We start from the raw sequence: 14,729 nt of genomic DNA, 5'->3' as shown, positions 1-14,729 counted from the left end.
CAATCAAATCAGAATTATGCGAAAGCTTTCCTCTTTGTTGTTTATATTATCTCTATTCCTGGTGTCGCTGTTAAATACAGCTATCACACAGGCACAAACTGCCGGGATCATCTCGGGAAAAGTAGTAGATGCAGAAGATCAATCACCCATCATAGGTGCGGTAGTCACACTAAAAAATTCATCTAAAGGAGCTGTAACTGATGCTGAAGGCAACTTCAAAATCAATGCCCCGGCCAATAGCACACTGAATATTAGTTTCATAGGATATAAATCGTCCAGTATAGTTATTGGCACGCAGATTACCCTAACTATCCCATTGCAGAAAGATAATAAAGCGTTGAATGAGGTGGTGGTTACTGCACTTGGCATCAACAAACAGTCCAAAGCTTTGGGATATGCCGTGCAAACCGTTAACACCAAACAACTTACACAAGCGCCTGACCCCAACCTGATTAACAACCTGGGTGGTAAAGTAGCCGGCGTAGTAATCACCAATGGCGGCGCAGGAGTAGGATCTACCTCCCGCATTGTGATCCGGGGAGAAAACTCCTTCAACGGCTCTAATCAGCCACTATTTGTGGTAGATGGTGTTCCTATCAACAATGAGACTTTCTTCAATAATGCCATCGAAAATTCGTCCAACCAAGGAACCTGGGCCGAAGTGGATTGGGGAAACGGCGCTGCAGAAATCAACCCTAATAACATTGCAAAAGTAACCGTGCTTAAAGGATCTACCGCTGCTGCGCTATATGGTTCCCGCGCCGCCAACGGTGCCGTGGTACTTACTACAGAAAAAGGCAATACGGAAAAAGGTAAAATGGGTGTTACTTTCAATACTACTACGACCTTTGAGTCTCCTTTAAAATTGCCTCACCTGCAAAATGAATATGGCGCCGGTGTAAACGCCTATCCACTTTCCGGTACGCCTAACACCTATTCCTTTGTAAACGGAGCAGGGGCCAGTGAAAACAATATTCCCAACTGGGGTCTTAAATTCGATCCCTCTGTAAAAGTAACACAGTTCGATAGTCCCGCAGGAGATGGCTACCAGGCAGGTGACTTAGTGGCGAGAGGTATTAATCCGGGTCTCACCGTAACACCTACTCCCTGGGTAGGACATGCCGATCACTTTAAACAATTTCTCCAAACAGGCTTAACTACACAAAATAGTATAGGCTTCGGCGGTACTACCGACAAAGGAAGTTACCATTTTGCGGTTGACCAGTTATATAACAAAGGGATCCTCCCCGGTACTGACCTAAAACGCTACGGTATTGCACTCCGTGCCGATCACCACTTTACCGATAAGCTCAGCACCGATTTCTTTATCAATTATATCAACAGTGGAAGTAGTAACCGTCCCAATATCGGTTATGGCTCAGAAAGCGTGATGTATACTTTCTTCGGGGTATATGGTATGCCGATAAACATTGATATTAATTCATTGAAAAAAGAATGGCAAACCGGCAGGGATCAGCAAAATCAGTTCCGTTACTGGAATAACCACGACAATCCCTACGTAACACTCAACGACAATACCAACAGCTTCACCAAAAACAGGATATTAGGTAATGCCTCTCTGAAATACGCTATCAACGACCAGTGGAATGTGATGCTGAGAACAGGTTCCGACTTCTATGCTGACAATAGGGAAGGTCATAGAGCCTTTACCAGCGTTCGTTTCCCGACAGGTGGTTTCAGAACAGATAATGTTAACTACTTCGAAAATAACACTGACTTTCTGGTGAGCTATCATAAAAAGCCCAGCCATTTATTTAACGTAAATGCGTCGCTGGGAGGTAACCGCTTCATGCAGAATATTGCCTATACCAGGAATATTGCCAATGCGCTGATTACTCCGGGACTGTATAACTTCTCCAATGCGCAAAACCAGTTGCCTACATTGTATCAGAAGTTTGACAAAGTGGTATACAGCCTATATGCTTTTGCCGATTTCGATTTTAAAAATCTGGTTTTCTTAAATGTAACCGGCCGTAACGACCGGTCCAGCACTTTACCTGCTGGTAACAACTCTTATTTCTACCCATCAGCGTCGTTGAGCGCTATCATTTCAGATATGGTACATCTGCCGCAGGCCATTTCCTTCCTGAAAGTAAGGGCATCCGCCGCCCAGGTAGGCCGCGATGCAGATCCTTATTCTATCAACAACACGTTTATTACCAATACCCCGTTTAATGGCACTCCATTAACTACCGGCAATAACGTGTTGGCCAATAACAGCCTGAAACCTTCTTCTACCACTACTACAGAAGCTGGTATCGAAGTACGGTTCCTGAAAAACAGGGTAGGACTTGATGCCACCATCTACCAGTCAAATACCAAAGATGAGGTAGTACAATTGCCCATCGCAGTATCTTCTGGCTATACCAATGCTTATGTAAATGGTGGAAAAATTAACAACAAAGGGGTAGAAATCATGCTGACCGGTACACCGTTCCGCTCTCATGCTGCCAACGGTTTCAACTGGGATATGAGCTTCAATTTCAGTCACAACGTGGGCAAGGTAGTATCGCTGCCGGATGGTATCAACACCTATGTATACGCCCAGGTTACCCAATACGACCGCTATTACAGGGCGATACAATATGACGCCAAGGTAGGACAACGCCTGGGTAATATGTATGGCAATGCCTTTGTGAGAGATCCCCAGGGCAATATCGTTTATAAAAACGGGGTACCGCAATTTACCAGCACCCAAAATTCATTGCTGGGCAACTATAACCCTGATTTCGTGCTGGCCTGGTCAAATGAGTTGAGCTACAAGAACTTCACCATGAGCTTCCTATGGGATTGGCACCAGGGGGGCAAATTCTTCTCGTATACTGAATTAGGCGTATTGGCAGGCGGCATGTCGGTAGAAACATTACCTGGCAGGGAAACTGGTGTCATCGGACAAGGCGTGATGATGGATGCTTCTTCCGGAAAATACGTACCTAACACCGTAAAAGTAGATGCTGCTACCTATTACAATGGATATTACAATGCTTCCAACAATGAAGCCTTCATGTACGACGCTTCTTATCTCAAACTAAGAGAGCTGCGCATTGGCTATACCTTCAAAAACATCTTCGGCAAATCGTCCAACAGCAAGCTGAATGTTTCCCTGATCGGTAGAAATATCCTCGAATTTACCAAGAACAAGGACGTAGATCCCGAAACCCTGGCCCTGCGTGGACAGCAGATCCTGCCTGGAACCGAATTCCTGAGTATACCATCAACTAAAAGTATGGGTTTCTCTCTTGGTCTTAATTTTTAATGCAAAAATCTAACTCCTCATCATGAAAAAGAACAGCTATTTCCTGGCTATCATTATAATAGGCATTACACTGGGCGCTTGTTCCAAAGAACTGAAACAGGTGAACACTAACCCCAATGCGTTAGAGAAGCCAGATGCCACCACCTTGTTATCCAATACAATTGTTACGGAATTTTACAACAACGCCAACATTGTATGGACCCTGGGAAATGGATATAACCAGTACATGACCTTTAGCCAGTCGTACTATGACCAGCCCACCCGTTATTCGCCCGTAACCAATGAGCCATACTGGATTCCCATGTATGAAGCAGCGCGTGATGCCAATACTTTATACACATTGGCGCAGACCAAAAACAACCCGCTGTTGCAAGCAGCCGCTCTCACTTTGCGTTCCTATGCCTTTGCCCAGTTGACAGAATTATGGGGAGATATTCCCTTTCTTCAGGCGCTGAAAGGGAATACAGGCGTGTATACGCCGTCATATGACTCTCAGCAAACCGTATACATGGACGCCGGACAGGGTATTATTCCCAGCCTGAGAAGAGCCGACAGCCTGTTAAAAGCGAATCCTTCCGGTTTAATGGAAGGCGATGTATTGTACAGCTCCAACACCGGCAACTGGAGGGCGTTTATCAATGCTTTGCGCTTACGTTACTTGTTGAGAGTAGCTGGCAAAGTAAATGTTGCCGCTGAAATGCAAAATATTGTCAACGATGGGGCATTGATGCAGAACTCCTCCCAGAGCGGTACATTGGCTTTACCAACAGTAACACCATATAATTTTGTGAGTCTGACGGAGCGCTCCGGCGACTTTGCCGTTAAGTACATGAACAGCACCCTGTACAATCAATTACAGACCACGCAGGATACCGCCCGTATCACGACGTATTTTACTACCAATGCAACAACACCTGCCGGCGCCCCATTTAACTTCAATAACTACGGAGGCATGCCTATGGTAGTAGATGCCACAGAAGCACAGAGCAAGCAAGCATCTAACTTCAATCCCAGCTTCGCCAAAGGTACTAACCCCGCTTTGATTAAAGCGAGAGTGATCGCCTATGCAGAGCAGGAATTTATCCTGGCGGAAGCTGCCCTAAAAGGATATATCAGTGGAAGTAACTCCGCTACATTGACATATTACAACAATGGTGTAATGGGGGCATTCGCAGAAATTGGTATCAATGCCGCCACAGCAGCCAACTACCTGGTGCATACCGGCGTACCACTCGATAACTCCTCTCAAAGTAGCGCCATGCAACAAATTATTACACAAAAATGGCTGGCCAACATCAACAACGGTTTTGAAGGATGGATCGAGTTTCGCCGTACAGGCTACCCTGCCTTCCAAACAGGCGATGCGGCCAATATGAACAACGGCATGATCCCCACCCGTTTCCTTTACCCAACATCTGAACAAACGATCAACGGTAAAAACTATGCTGCGGAAGTGCAGCAAATGGGAGGAAAAGAAATTACCACCTACAAAGCCTGGTGGGAAAAATAAATAACCCTGTCTTTTACCGGAAGCGCCGGTATGCAGTATACCGGCGCTTTCTACCCTCAGCGGCATGTAAATGATACCACCATGATTTATACACAACCCGAAATAAATGAGCTATTTCTAAAATTCTATAGCATTGACAAATATGGAGACAGGCTTAAATTCTACGATGATCATTTTAATATCCTACCGTTCACACTTCCGGACTTCGAAACAAACTTGTTTACCTTTTTCTCGGAAGATCACCTGCAGCAATTTGAAAATTTGTTGCGCATGGAGCGAAAGAACAGTAAATCATTACAAAAGACTTTCTTCTTCGAAAAAGAGCATTATACCTTCAGCATCAAACCTGGTCCTGCACACTACGCTACTTTCAACAACTATATCATCTCCCGGTTTCTTCAGGCCGATGCTCGACTTAAACAGAAAATACAGCAAGAGCTGGAACTGATCGGCGAGAGCAAAACACCTGTCAATACAATGCTGGCGTCCGTAAATGAAATGCTCGTTATGTTGAAGAGAAAAGTATCTTGTGATAACAGGAGGCGTCTAAACACTCAGTTTGCATTGGTATTCCTGAAAGGGCTCACCGATTTCAGCGCCCACGGCATGCCTGTTATTGCCCCCAAAAGGAAAAAAATAATAGAGCTGTACCTATATGCACAGGGGGTTATGTATGGGGAGTATATACAGCTATTGAAAAAGAATGCACGTGGCCAAGAAGAAGCCAATATGCCTTTTGATAAAATATCGCTATTGAAAGAGCTCGGCGTAATTGAGGCAATTCGAAGGAAGTACCCGTTTTTAAACAAGGCGGATATGGATAAGAAGATAGAAGAAATTATTTATTTGGTGACAGGGGAGCGGATGACGATTACGGCTATGCGCTAATTGTTAGTGAAGCATCGTCCAGCACTCACATGAGCACTGGACAATATTTGAGCGGAGGATTATTGATTGTTTTCCTTCATGAACTTAGCAGTATTCTCTTTCAATGCATCTACCTGCCGCTGCAAGTCGATAATGTAAAGTGTTAGCTCTTCTATTTTCTGGAGATACAATTTGTTCATTTCTCCCAGGTCAACACCTCTTTCTTTTACTTCTTTTTCAGATGGAATATCAGGCAGGTGTTTATTGTCTTTAATAAACTGCGATACTGTGGCCAATGCGGGGAGTTTGTAATTCGGATGAAAAACGTAATCGGCCCATTGTTCCTGGGTAACCTTTACCCGTCTTGCTCCAATAGTTCCATCCACTGTAAGCTTGTAGGCTGGGTTATCCACGCCAATTCCAACATTTTTGTTGTTAGCAATGACCATAGATGAGCCTATGGTAGTGCCATTTCTTCCGTTCTCAAAAATAATTTTTCCACTATTGGCGGCGCCAATATGGAGATCCCGGTAACTCTCGATGATATTGGCGTTTCGTTGTGTAATAACGGGGTAGGAAGATGTTGCGTTTCCGATATACAGTTGAGAGTTGGGAATGGCCGTATGCGTAACTGCGATTATATTAGAATAAGTAGAGTCAATTCCCGAGAGTACCAGTCGGTTAGATGTGGCCGCATTTTTTATGACCACCGCACCTTGTATTCCAATTTCTTCAGTAGCATTAAAAGTATTTACATCCGTAACTTCACTCCCCCGCACTATTCTAAATGAATCGTTTTGAGCATACCCAGTAAAGGAAAAATTATAAAGGGTAGACATTTTAGGAATTGAAACTGCCAAATATGCAACTGAGTTATAGGTTAAAGTCACCAATGATGCGCGATCGCTAAAAGAAACCAGGCTGCCAATATTCCTATTATAGGCAGAAGCCGTATTTACATCAACGATCCATTTCCGGTTCGATCCCACTGAACTGCCCCTTACCGCACTAAATCGCCCCATTACATGGTAGTCGGTAGGCAAAATAGTCCCGATATACATTACATGCAATAAAATATAGTTTTCGGTAATGTTATCGTCAGATATTCCCGGAATTCCTCTATCTACATAGTAATTCCGGTTGTTATCCAATACATGAAGCCGACTTGTCGGAGCAGCAGTACCTATACCTATATATCCATTGGCGGCCGGCAAGGCATTTTGGGCGATTACTGTAATACATGCAAACAAGAAGAGAAGGGTTACAAATAGTGATTTCATAAATAAGGAGATATAGGTTATACAATTATGGATGAAGATACAAAATATCCTTGTAGTTGATATGGTGTATCAAAACATGTATCAAATGAAAAAAGGCTTTCCGCGTCAATCCGCTGAAAGCCTTTCTAGTTGCGTGGTCCCACCAGGGCATGATCCTGGGACCCCCTGATTATGAGTCAGGTGCTCTAACCAACTGAGCTATAGGACCTGTTCCGAAGAACAAATTCCCTTTTTCAAGGGACGGCAAAAGTAATTATTTTATTGAAAAATCCTAAATTATTTTTTTCTTCCAACGCTTACGCCTATACTTTAATAAATTTGGGCCCTATTTCTGATCATATGCAAGGCATTAAAAATATCATTTTCGACCTGGGAGGCGTTATCCTGAATATCAATTATCAGCTTACCAGGACGGCTTTTGAGGCATTGGGAGTAAACGATTTTAACTCTCTTTATTCACAATTTCACGGTTCCGATTTATTCAATTCCCTGGAAACGGGGCATGTAACTACGGAAGAATTCCTGGCGAAAATGCACCAGCACGTGCCGGCAACGGTAACCGACCAGCAGATCGTTGCAGCCTGGAATGCCATGCTGCTCGACTTTCCATTGCAGCGGTTACAGCTTCTGCAGCAGTTACGGCAGCATTATAACCTTTATTTATTGAGTAATACCAATGCCATTCATCTGGAGGCGTTCAACCGGATCTTGCAGGAGACCAGGGGGATTCCATCGCTGGGCGGTTTCTTCGACCGGGCTTATTACTCTCATGTCATGGGCTATCGTAAGCCGGATAAGGAATGTTACCAGGTGGTGCTGGATGAAAATGGGCTGGTGGCAGAGGAGACTTTATTTATTGATGATACGTTGCCCAACATCGAAGGGGCTAAGGCGGTGGGCTTGCAGACCATTCATTTGCAGTCACCCAAAACGATCATGGATATTTTCCGTCCTAAGAGTGCGGTATAAAAAGGCCGGTGTGTCACCGGCCTTTTCTTATTTTATTTCTTCAAAATCAAGATAATCTCCTTTATCCACTTTCTTTGGTGGGGGAGGGTTAGGAGCAGATGACTGCTGAGTGCCGGTTTGCTGGCTTTCATACTGCTGACGCATATGTTCCTGCATATCACTCATTTGTCTGCGCACCTGTTTGGTTACTTTATATCCTGGTATGAGCAGGTCAAATACCAGTTTATACAGCAGCCAGGCAATAAATATGGAAAAGAAAAATTTCAACATAATGATGCGAAGTTAGCGGAATATACTTTCCGCGGCCTTGAAAATCACCTCATTTTAAGTTTTTTTTAACTTTCCATGCTGGTTAGATGCCCAGTAGTGCTGCGGATGCCAGGGCTTCTTTTTTGTTGAATTCCCAGGTCATTTTACGGTAATTGACAGCATCAATGATGGTGCCTACAAAGCAAAAGCCCAGGGTGATCAGGTAGATGATCCCCATGGCAATCTGGTTGAGCAGGAAGCGTTGTATGCCTGCGGGGCCCAGAAATCCGATCAGGCTGCAGATCAGGATCGTTTGCGGGTCTTTACGCCTGCTTTGGTAAACAGCCAGGAACCGTTGTTTATTCTCTGATGAGTAACCTTTGGTAAGTTCCTGGAGCCATAGCATCTCTTCGGTTTCTATTCCCGGGAGCATGGCAAATGAAAAATCGCTCATAGCGGTAGGTTTATAATTGTTTAAGGTCTGTATATTGTAATCGGGCTAATTGTATGATTCTATATAGTAGTACCACTACTACCAGCGGCGATAGCCAGTGATGCCGGATAGCAGTATCCCATTGGCCGTGCAGGAAATAATGGATGCCGTGTCCCAGGCCACAACCCGGGCAGAAGGGAATGCCTGCCCGCTTTAACAAACATAGGCTCTCTGACTTTTGGTCGGGTTTCATCATATATAATAGGATCAGACCCAGTGGCCACGCCATCAACTCTATGTTAATTTTTTGCCAGAAAGTGGTTCGCACGTCAGATATTTTAAAAATACATATGAATGATGGCAGCGCGTCTCATGCAAATATTTACATACAAGTTAAAGAAATAGTTTTTCAATCAAAATAAAATCATAATTTTGTGTGAGGAAAAATGATTCAAACGAAGGGGACGAGATATTGTCCCCTTCGCGCTTTTTGTATGGCAAACGAACACGTGATAAAAACGATCCGGGAAATAGCAGAAGGACTGCTGGTTAATGATCCCGACAATTTTTTGGTAGACATCAGGATTAAGCCCACTAACAATATAAAGCTCTTTCTGGACGGCGACAAAGGTGTACCGGTGGCTACGCTGGTTTCATTCAACCGTCAGTTATATCCCTTGCTGGAAGCGGCTGAACTGTTCCCTAACAACGATTTCTCTCTGGAAGTATCGTCTCCGGGCCTGGATGAACCGCTCAAACTGCACAGACAATACCTTAAAAATATTGGCCGTAAGGTGGAAGTAACCCTCCTCGATGGTTCCGTAAAGGAAGGTACCCTGCTGGCGGTAACTGAAGAGGCAATCAACATTGAAGAGCTGGTAGGCAAAAAGAAAGAAAAGAAATCAACAGATTTAAAACTTAATGAAATAAAGCACACAAAGGTGTGCATCGTGTTTTAAAATATAACAACTAAACATGGCTAGTATTAACTTGATTGAGTCATTTACCGAGTTCAAGGAGGCGGAAAACATTGACCGTCCTACATTGATGAAGGTCCTCGAAGATGTGTTCAAAACATTGCTGCGGAAAAAATATGGCTCAGATGAGAATTTTGACGTGATTGTAAATACCGAAAAAGGTGACCTTGAAATATTACGCCGTCGAACCATCGTTAATGATGGGGAAGTAGAAGATGATAACGCACAAATCGCCTATTCTGAAGCTATTCTCGTAGAACCGGATTACCAGGTGGGTGAAGATTTATATGAAGAAGTAGAGATCATGGACTTCGGTCGCCGGGCCATCCTGGCTGCTAAGCAGACTTTATCCGCCCGTATCGGCGATTTGAAAAAGAACATCCTGGTGAAGAAATATGCCGATAAAGCAGGCGAAATTGTGAACGGGGAAGTATACCAGGTTTGGAAAAAAGAAGTTTTATTGCTTGATGATGAAGGGAATGAGTTAATTTTGCCTAAATCTGAACAAATCCCCACAGATTATTTCAAGAAAGGAGAGAACGTAAGAGCGGTGGTGAAGAAAGTAGAAATGAAGAACAACGCGCCACTCATCATTCTTTCCCGCACACATCCATCCTTCCTGGCTAAATTGCTGGAAATTGAGGTGCCTGAGATCTTTGACGGGCTTATTGTTATCAAGAAAATTGTTCGCGAACCCGGTGAAAGAGCCAAAGTTGCCGTAGAATCCTACGACGACCGTATCGACCCGGTAGGTGCCTGCGTAGGTATGAAAGGTAGCCGCATTCACGGTATCGTACGCGAACTGAGAAATGAAAATATTGATATCATCAACTATACGACCAACATTCAGCTGTTGATCCAACGCTCCCTGACTCCCGCCAGAATCAGCCGCATGGAAGTAGATAACGAAAATAAATATGCTTCCGTTTACCTCAACCCTGACCAGGTATCACTGGCCATCGGTAAAAAAGGCGTAAACATTAAGCTGGCATGCGAACTGACTGGTTATGAGATTGATGTATTCCGTGACGAAGCACAGGAACAGTCTGAATTTGATATCGATCTGGAAGAATTCTCGGATGAAATCGAAGAATGGATAATAGATGAACTGAAGCGAATAGGTTGTGACACTGCCCGCAGCGTATTGGAGCTGACAGTCGAAGAACTGGTTCGCCGGTCTGATCTGGAAGAAGAGACAGTGCAGGATGTAAGAAGAATATTACAGGAAGAGTTTGACAAAGAATAAAGCCGAGCCACAACCCTTCCCAGGTAAAGGCCTTATTAGAAAGGGAATTGATTTTTTCGAGTTATTGTTTAAACGTAAAAAAACATCCCGTTTTGAAGAAACGGGAAACAGGGGAGGCCCGAAATACGATATGCCTGAAACAACAAACAACACACCACGATTGCTGGCTGCAGCCAAAGAGTTTAATATTGGTAAGGAAACCCTCATCGATTTCCTTGGCAATAAAGGCTTCGACATGGGTGGCTTTGGTTCTCCCAATGCCCGCCTTACGGCTGTTATGTACGCAGCACTGCAGTCGGAATTCCAGCAGGACAAGGCTAATAAGCGCAAAAGCGACCAGATAGCCCTGCCCAAAGGAAGCGTGTTAGAAACGATGAAGAAGAAAGAAAAGGAGGAAGCGGAAGCGGCGGCTAAAAAGAATACCACTAAAGAAAATGAGGCAACACCTGCTGCCCCGGTAGCAGAAGCTCCCAAACAGGAAGCTAAACCAACACCTCAACCGGAACCAGTAAAGGAAACCCCTAAACCGGAACCAACACCACAGGCGAACGTTACCCCGGTAACACCTCCGCCTCCCGCAAAGGAAAAAGCTGAACCTAAGCCAGAACCAACCGCTGTTACAGCTCCCCCTGTTGCGGAAGTTCCTAAAGCCCCGGTAACGCCACCTCCGGCAGAACCAGAAGTTGTAAAAGCAGAAACGCCGAAAATCAACGGCCCTAAAGTAATTACAACCATCGACCTGGATGCCCTGAACCGCAAAAAACCAGTTGCCCAAAAAACCGAACAGGACAAGGCTCCGGCCCCCACTCCTGAAGCAGTAAAACCTCCGGTGAAAGAAGAAAAACCGGTAACTCCTGCTCCAGCTGCGGAAAAACAACCGGAACCCAAACCAGCTCCTGCCCCGGAAGCAACTGCTGCACCAACTGAAAAACCAGTTGAGAAAGCCGATAAAACGGAACAAGCCCCTAAAGGCGAAACCACTACTCCGGCTGACAAAGTAGCGAAAACAGATAAGACCGATACGACAGAAAAAACGGAGAAAGCCGCACCGGTTGAAGATAAACCTGTAGTTAAAAAAGTGGAAGAAGTATTACAAGAGGCTAAACCGGCTGCAGCCAAAGAACCGGCGCACATTCCTGTTAAGCAAGTCGTAAAATCGGAAAATCGCAAACCCGATAATACTGCCGAAAACATACCAACACCTCCTCCTGCCGCCCCTCAGGCCCAGGAAGATGCTGGTCCCGCAGTAATCGAAAACATCCAGGCCGAAAAATTAACCGGCCCGAAAGTAATCGGTAAAATCGAACTGCCAGTGCAGTCTGACAGACGCGATAACAATAAAAGCAACTTTAACAGGGACGAGAAACGCAAACGCAAGCGTATCATCGTAGAAAAGAAACCTGAACCCGTTCAGCCTAAAGACTTTAAAGAAGGTGACCGCAAAGAAGGCGGCGCCCCAGGCGAACACCGTCCTCATCAACATGGCGGACAAGGCGGCAATCGCCCCCACCATGGCGATAACCGCGGTGGACACCAGGGCGGCAACCGCCCGCAAGGCGATAACCGCAACCGTCCAGGTGGCACCAACACCGGAACCGGTGGCGGCTACAACAGACCTGCCGGACAAGGTCAGGGCGGACAAGGTGGCTATAACAGACCCGCTGGTCAAGGTGGACAAGGTGGTGGTAACAGGCCTCCCGGTCAAGGCGGCGGATATAACCGCTCCGGACAAGGCGGACACCAGGGTGGAGGCAACAGACCCGGTCAGGGCGGTAACTTTAACCGGCCAGGACAAGGTGGTAACTTCAACAGACCCGGCCAACATCGCGGTGACGATAAACGCACTACCGAAGAAAAAGAAATTGATAAGAACGAGATCCAGAATAAGATCAAGGAAACCATGGCCAAACTCAGCGTTGGTCGCGGTAAGAACGTGAAGGCAAAACATCGTAGAGAAAAACGCGAAGAAAGAGCAAACCTCAAGGAGAAAGAAGGAGGCGCAGACAACAAACTCCAGGTAACTGAGTTCGTTTCCGTTTCTGAACTGGCTAACCTGATGGATGTAAGCTTCGCCGAAGTAATCTCAAAATGTATGGGCCTCGGTATCATGGTATCTATCAACCAACGCCTCGACGCGGAAGTAATAGAACTGGTTGCCGGCGAATTCGGATACGAAGTGGAATTCATTGGTCTGGAAGATGCAGAGGAAAACGATGAGGAAGACGAAGTAGATGATCCCGCAGATCTGCTGCCTCGCGCACCAATCGTTACCATCATGGGTCACGTTGACCATGGTAAAACCTCCCTCCTCGATTACATCCGTAACGCAAATGTGGTAGCCGGTGAAGCCGGTGGTATTACCCAGCACATCGGTGCTTACCAGGTAACTACTGCCAGTGGTAAGAAAATTACCTTCCTGGATACCCCCGGTCACGAAGCGTTTACCGCGATGCGTGCCCGTGGTGCTAAAGCAGCTGATATCGCTGTTATCGTAATCGCAGCTGATGACGCTATCATGCCTCAAACCCGTGAAGCGATCTCCCACTCACAAGCGGCTGGCCTGCCAATGGTATTCGCGATCAACAAAGTGGATAAAGAAGGCTCCAACCCGGAAAAAATTAAAGAACAACTGGCCGGCATGAACCTCCTGGTGGAAGACTGGGGCGGTAAATACCAAAGCCAGGAAATATCCGCCAAAAGCGGCTTGAATATCGACGTGCTCCTCGAAAAAATATTGCTGGAAGCAGAACTGCTGGAATTGAAAGCCAATCCAGACCGTGAAGCCTCCGGTAGTATAGTGGAAGCTACGCTGGACAAAGGTCGCGGTTATGTGGCCTCCCTGCTGGTACAAAATGGTACCCTCCGTCAGGGCGATACCATCGTATCCGGCTCCTTCTTCGGTAAAATCAAAGCTATGTTCAACGAACGTGGCCAGAAAATGGATGAAGCAGGTCCTTCTATGCCAGTACAGGTGCTCGGCTTAAACGGCGCCCCTCAGGCTGGTGAGAAATTCAAGATGTATACCGACGAATCTGAAGCGAAAGAAGTGGCCAACCGCAGAGCCCAGATCGTTCGCGAACAAGGTATCCGTACCAAGAAACATATCACCCTGGATGAAATCGGTCGCCGTCTGGCACTGGGTAACTTCAAACAGCTGAACCTCATCATCAAAGCCGACTTTGATGGTTCCGTAGAAGCATTGAGCGACTCCCTCCAGAAACTGTCTACCGAAGAAATCGTTATCAGTATCGTTCACAAAGCAGTAGGTCAGATCACCGAATCCGATGTATTGCTGGCTACCGCTTCTGATGCCATCATCCTCGGATTCCAGGTACGTCCTTCTTCTCAGGCAGCTAAACTAGCAGAGAAAGAAAACATCGAAATCCGTAACTACTCCATCATCTATGACGCAATCGACGAAATCAAGAGCGCCATGGAAGGGATGCTGGAACCAAAAATCGAAAAGAAAGTGGTGTGCAACGTTCAGGTGCGCGAAACCTACAAATTCGAAAAGGTTACAGTGGCTGGTTGCTTCGTGGTCGATGGCAAGTTGACCAGGAACACCCGTATCAATGTGGTACGCGATGGTATCGTGGTATTTACCGGCGAACTCGGCTCCCTGAAACGTTATAAAGACGACGTGAAGGAAGTAGCCGCCAACATGGAGTGCGGATTGAGCGTTCGTGGCTATAGCGACCTCAGACCTAACGACAACATCGAAGGTTTCGAAGAAGTAGAAGTAAAGAGAACTCTCTAATAATATCTCACAAAAAAACACAAAGGCGTTAAGGATTACATTATATCATAATATCCTTGGCGCCTTTGCCGTTTCTATCCCCACCGGGGATTCATCTAAACTTTTGTTAAATCCGTCGACATTCCCTATGCTACTGACCTTTAAATGGTTATTTTTGATTTTTA

The 14,729-nt window shown here is 45.6% G+C and carries 11 protein-coding genes and 1 tRNA gene; 7 read left to right on the top strand and 5 right to left on the bottom strand.

Going from position 1 to position 14,729, the window contains the following annotated elements:
• Window positions 1–16 precede the first annotated feature (16 nt).
• From FHW36_RS03555 to FHW36_RS03545, 3 genes are read left to right on the top strand one after another with little or no spacing between them, the layout of a single operon-like run.
• Window positions 17–3,277, top strand: coding sequence for a SusC/RagA family TonB-linked outer membrane protein (locus FHW36_RS03555; RefSeq protein ID WP_186452291.1), 3,261 nt, complete (start codon window positions 17–19; stop codon window positions 3,275–3,277).
• A gap of 22 nt (window positions 3,278–3,299) precedes the next feature.
• Window positions 3,300–4,787 (top strand): SusD/RagB family nutrient-binding outer membrane lipoprotein, encoded by a 1,488-nt coding sequence (locus FHW36_RS03550; RefSeq protein ID WP_145662320.1) that lies wholly within the window; start codon window positions 3,300–3,302, stop codon window positions 4,785–4,787.
• A gap of 30 nt (window positions 4,788–4,817) precedes the next feature.
• Window positions 4,818–5,675: a hypothetical protein gene (locus FHW36_RS03545; RefSeq protein WP_222428985.1), complete on the top strand. Its 858-nt coding sequence runs from the start codon at window positions 4,818–4,820 to the stop codon at window positions 5,673–5,675.
• A gap of 59 nt (window positions 5,676–5,734) precedes the next feature.
• Here FHW36_RS03545 and FHW36_RS03540 read toward each other — a convergent pair whose 3' ends face one another.
• Together FHW36_RS03540 and FHW36_RS03535 are read right to left on the bottom strand one after the other, a co-directional pair.
• Window positions 5,735–6,934 (bottom strand): hypothetical protein, encoded by a 1,200-nt coding sequence (locus tag FHW36_RS03540; RefSeq protein ID WP_145662313.1) that lies wholly within the window; start codon window positions 6,932–6,934, stop codon window positions 5,735–5,737.
• A gap of 134 nt (window positions 6,935–7,068) precedes the next feature.
• Window positions 7,069–7,142, bottom strand: a tRNA-Ile gene (locus FHW36_RS03535).
• 131 nt (window positions 7,143–7,273) lie between these two features.
• On the opposite strand from FHW36_RS03535, the gene FHW36_RS03530 reads away from it, so the two are divergent.
• Window positions 7,274–7,903 carry an HAD family hydrolase gene (locus tag FHW36_RS03530; RefSeq protein ID WP_145662310.1) on the top strand — a complete coding sequence of 210 codons (630 nt, stop codon included), beginning with the start codon at window positions 7,274–7,276 and terminating at the stop codon, window positions 7,901–7,903.
• A 27-nt stretch (window positions 7,904–7,930) separates the two neighbouring features.
• Here the strand turns inward: FHW36_RS03530 and FHW36_RS03525 are convergent, their stop codons facing one another.
• The 3 genes from FHW36_RS03525 to FHW36_RS03515 form a co-directional block, all read right to left on the bottom strand.
• Window positions 7,931–8,173 (bottom strand): hypothetical protein, encoded by a 243-nt coding sequence (locus FHW36_RS03525; protein WP_145662307.1) that lies wholly within the window; start codon window positions 8,171–8,173, stop codon window positions 7,931–7,933.
• A gap of 82 nt (window positions 8,174–8,255) precedes the next feature.
• A complete protein-coding gene (locus FHW36_RS03520; RefSeq protein WP_145662303.1) occupies window positions 8,256–8,606 on the bottom strand; it encodes a TM2 domain-containing protein in 351 nt (116 codons plus the stop codon).
• A 10-nt stretch (window positions 8,607–8,616) separates the two neighbouring features.
• Window positions 8,617–8,913, bottom strand: a complete 297-nt coding sequence (locus FHW36_RS03515) for a DUF2752 domain-containing protein (RefSeq protein WP_145662300.1) — start codon at window positions 8,911–8,913, stop codon at window positions 8,617–8,619.
• Between the two features lie 166 nt (window positions 8,914–9,079).
• Here FHW36_RS03515 and FHW36_RS03510 point away from each other — a divergent pair, with 166 nt between their 5' ends.
• Genes FHW36_RS03510 through infB form a run of 3 tightly spaced genes read left to right on the top strand, consistent with a single transcriptional unit; the run spans window position 9,080 to window position 14,565 of the window.
• Complete coding sequence (locus FHW36_RS03510) at window positions 9,080–9,544, top strand: ribosome maturation factor RimP (RefSeq protein WP_246121056.1); 465 nt, start codon at window positions 9,080–9,082, stop codon at window positions 9,542–9,544.
• A gap of 16 nt (window positions 9,545–9,560) precedes the next feature.
• Window positions 9,561–10,808: a transcription termination factor NusA gene (nusA, locus tag FHW36_RS03505; RefSeq protein ID WP_145662295.1), complete on the top strand. Its 1,248-nt coding sequence runs from the start codon at window positions 9,561–9,563 to the stop codon at window positions 10,806–10,808.
• Window positions 10,795–14,565 (top strand): translation initiation factor IF-2, encoded by a 3,771-nt coding sequence (gene infB / locus FHW36_RS03500; RefSeq protein ID WP_246121055.1) that lies wholly within the window; start codon window positions 10,795–10,797, stop codon window positions 14,563–14,565. Before nusA ends, infB begins: the two co-directional genes overlap by 14 nt.
• The last annotated feature ends 164 nt before the right edge of the window (window positions 14,566–14,729 follow it).

Source organism: Chitinophaga polysaccharea (assembly GCF_007829335.1).
Lineage (GTDB): Bacteria > Bacteroidota > Bacteroidia > Chitinophagales > Chitinophagaceae > Chitinophaga > Chitinophaga polysaccharea_B.
Note: the sequence above shows the minus strand (reverse complement) of the source record. Positions and strands in the feature narration are given on the sequence as shown.

Excerpts from the sequence above, each read along its gene's own strand:
- FHW36_RS03510 (WP_246121056.1), top strand. The coding sequence starts at position 9,080 with ATGGCAAACGAACACGTGATAAAAACGATCCGGGAAATAGCAGAAGGA.
- FHW36_RS03555 (WP_186452291.1), top strand. The coding sequence starts at position 17 with ATGCGAAAGCTTTCCTCTTTGTTGTTTATATTATCTCTATTCCTGGTG.
- FHW36_RS03545 (WP_222428985.1), top strand. The coding sequence starts at position 4,818 with ATGCAGTATACCGGCGCTTTCTACCCTCAGCGGCATGTAAATGATACC.
- nusA (WP_145662295.1), top strand. The coding sequence starts at position 9,561 with ATGGCTAGTATTAACTTGATTGAGTCATTTACCGAGTTCAAGGAGGCG.
- FHW36_RS03520 (WP_145662303.1), bottom strand. The coding sequence starts at position 8,606 with ATGAGCGATTTTTCATTTGCCATGCTCCCGGGAATAGAAACCGAAGAG.
- FHW36_RS03540 (WP_145662313.1), bottom strand. The coding sequence starts at position 6,934 with ATGAAATCACTATTTGTAACCCTTCTCTTCTTGTTTGCATGTATTACA.
- FHW36_RS03530 (WP_145662310.1), top strand. The coding sequence starts at position 7,274 with ATGCAAGGCATTAAAAATATCATTTTCGACCTGGGAGGCGTTATCCTG.
- FHW36_RS03525 (WP_145662307.1), bottom strand. The coding sequence starts at position 8,173 with ATGTTGAAATTTTTCTTTTCCATATTTATTGCCTGGCTGCTGTATAAA.
- FHW36_RS03550 (WP_145662320.1), top strand. The coding sequence starts at position 3,300 with ATGAAAAAGAACAGCTATTTCCTGGCTATCATTATAATAGGCATTACA.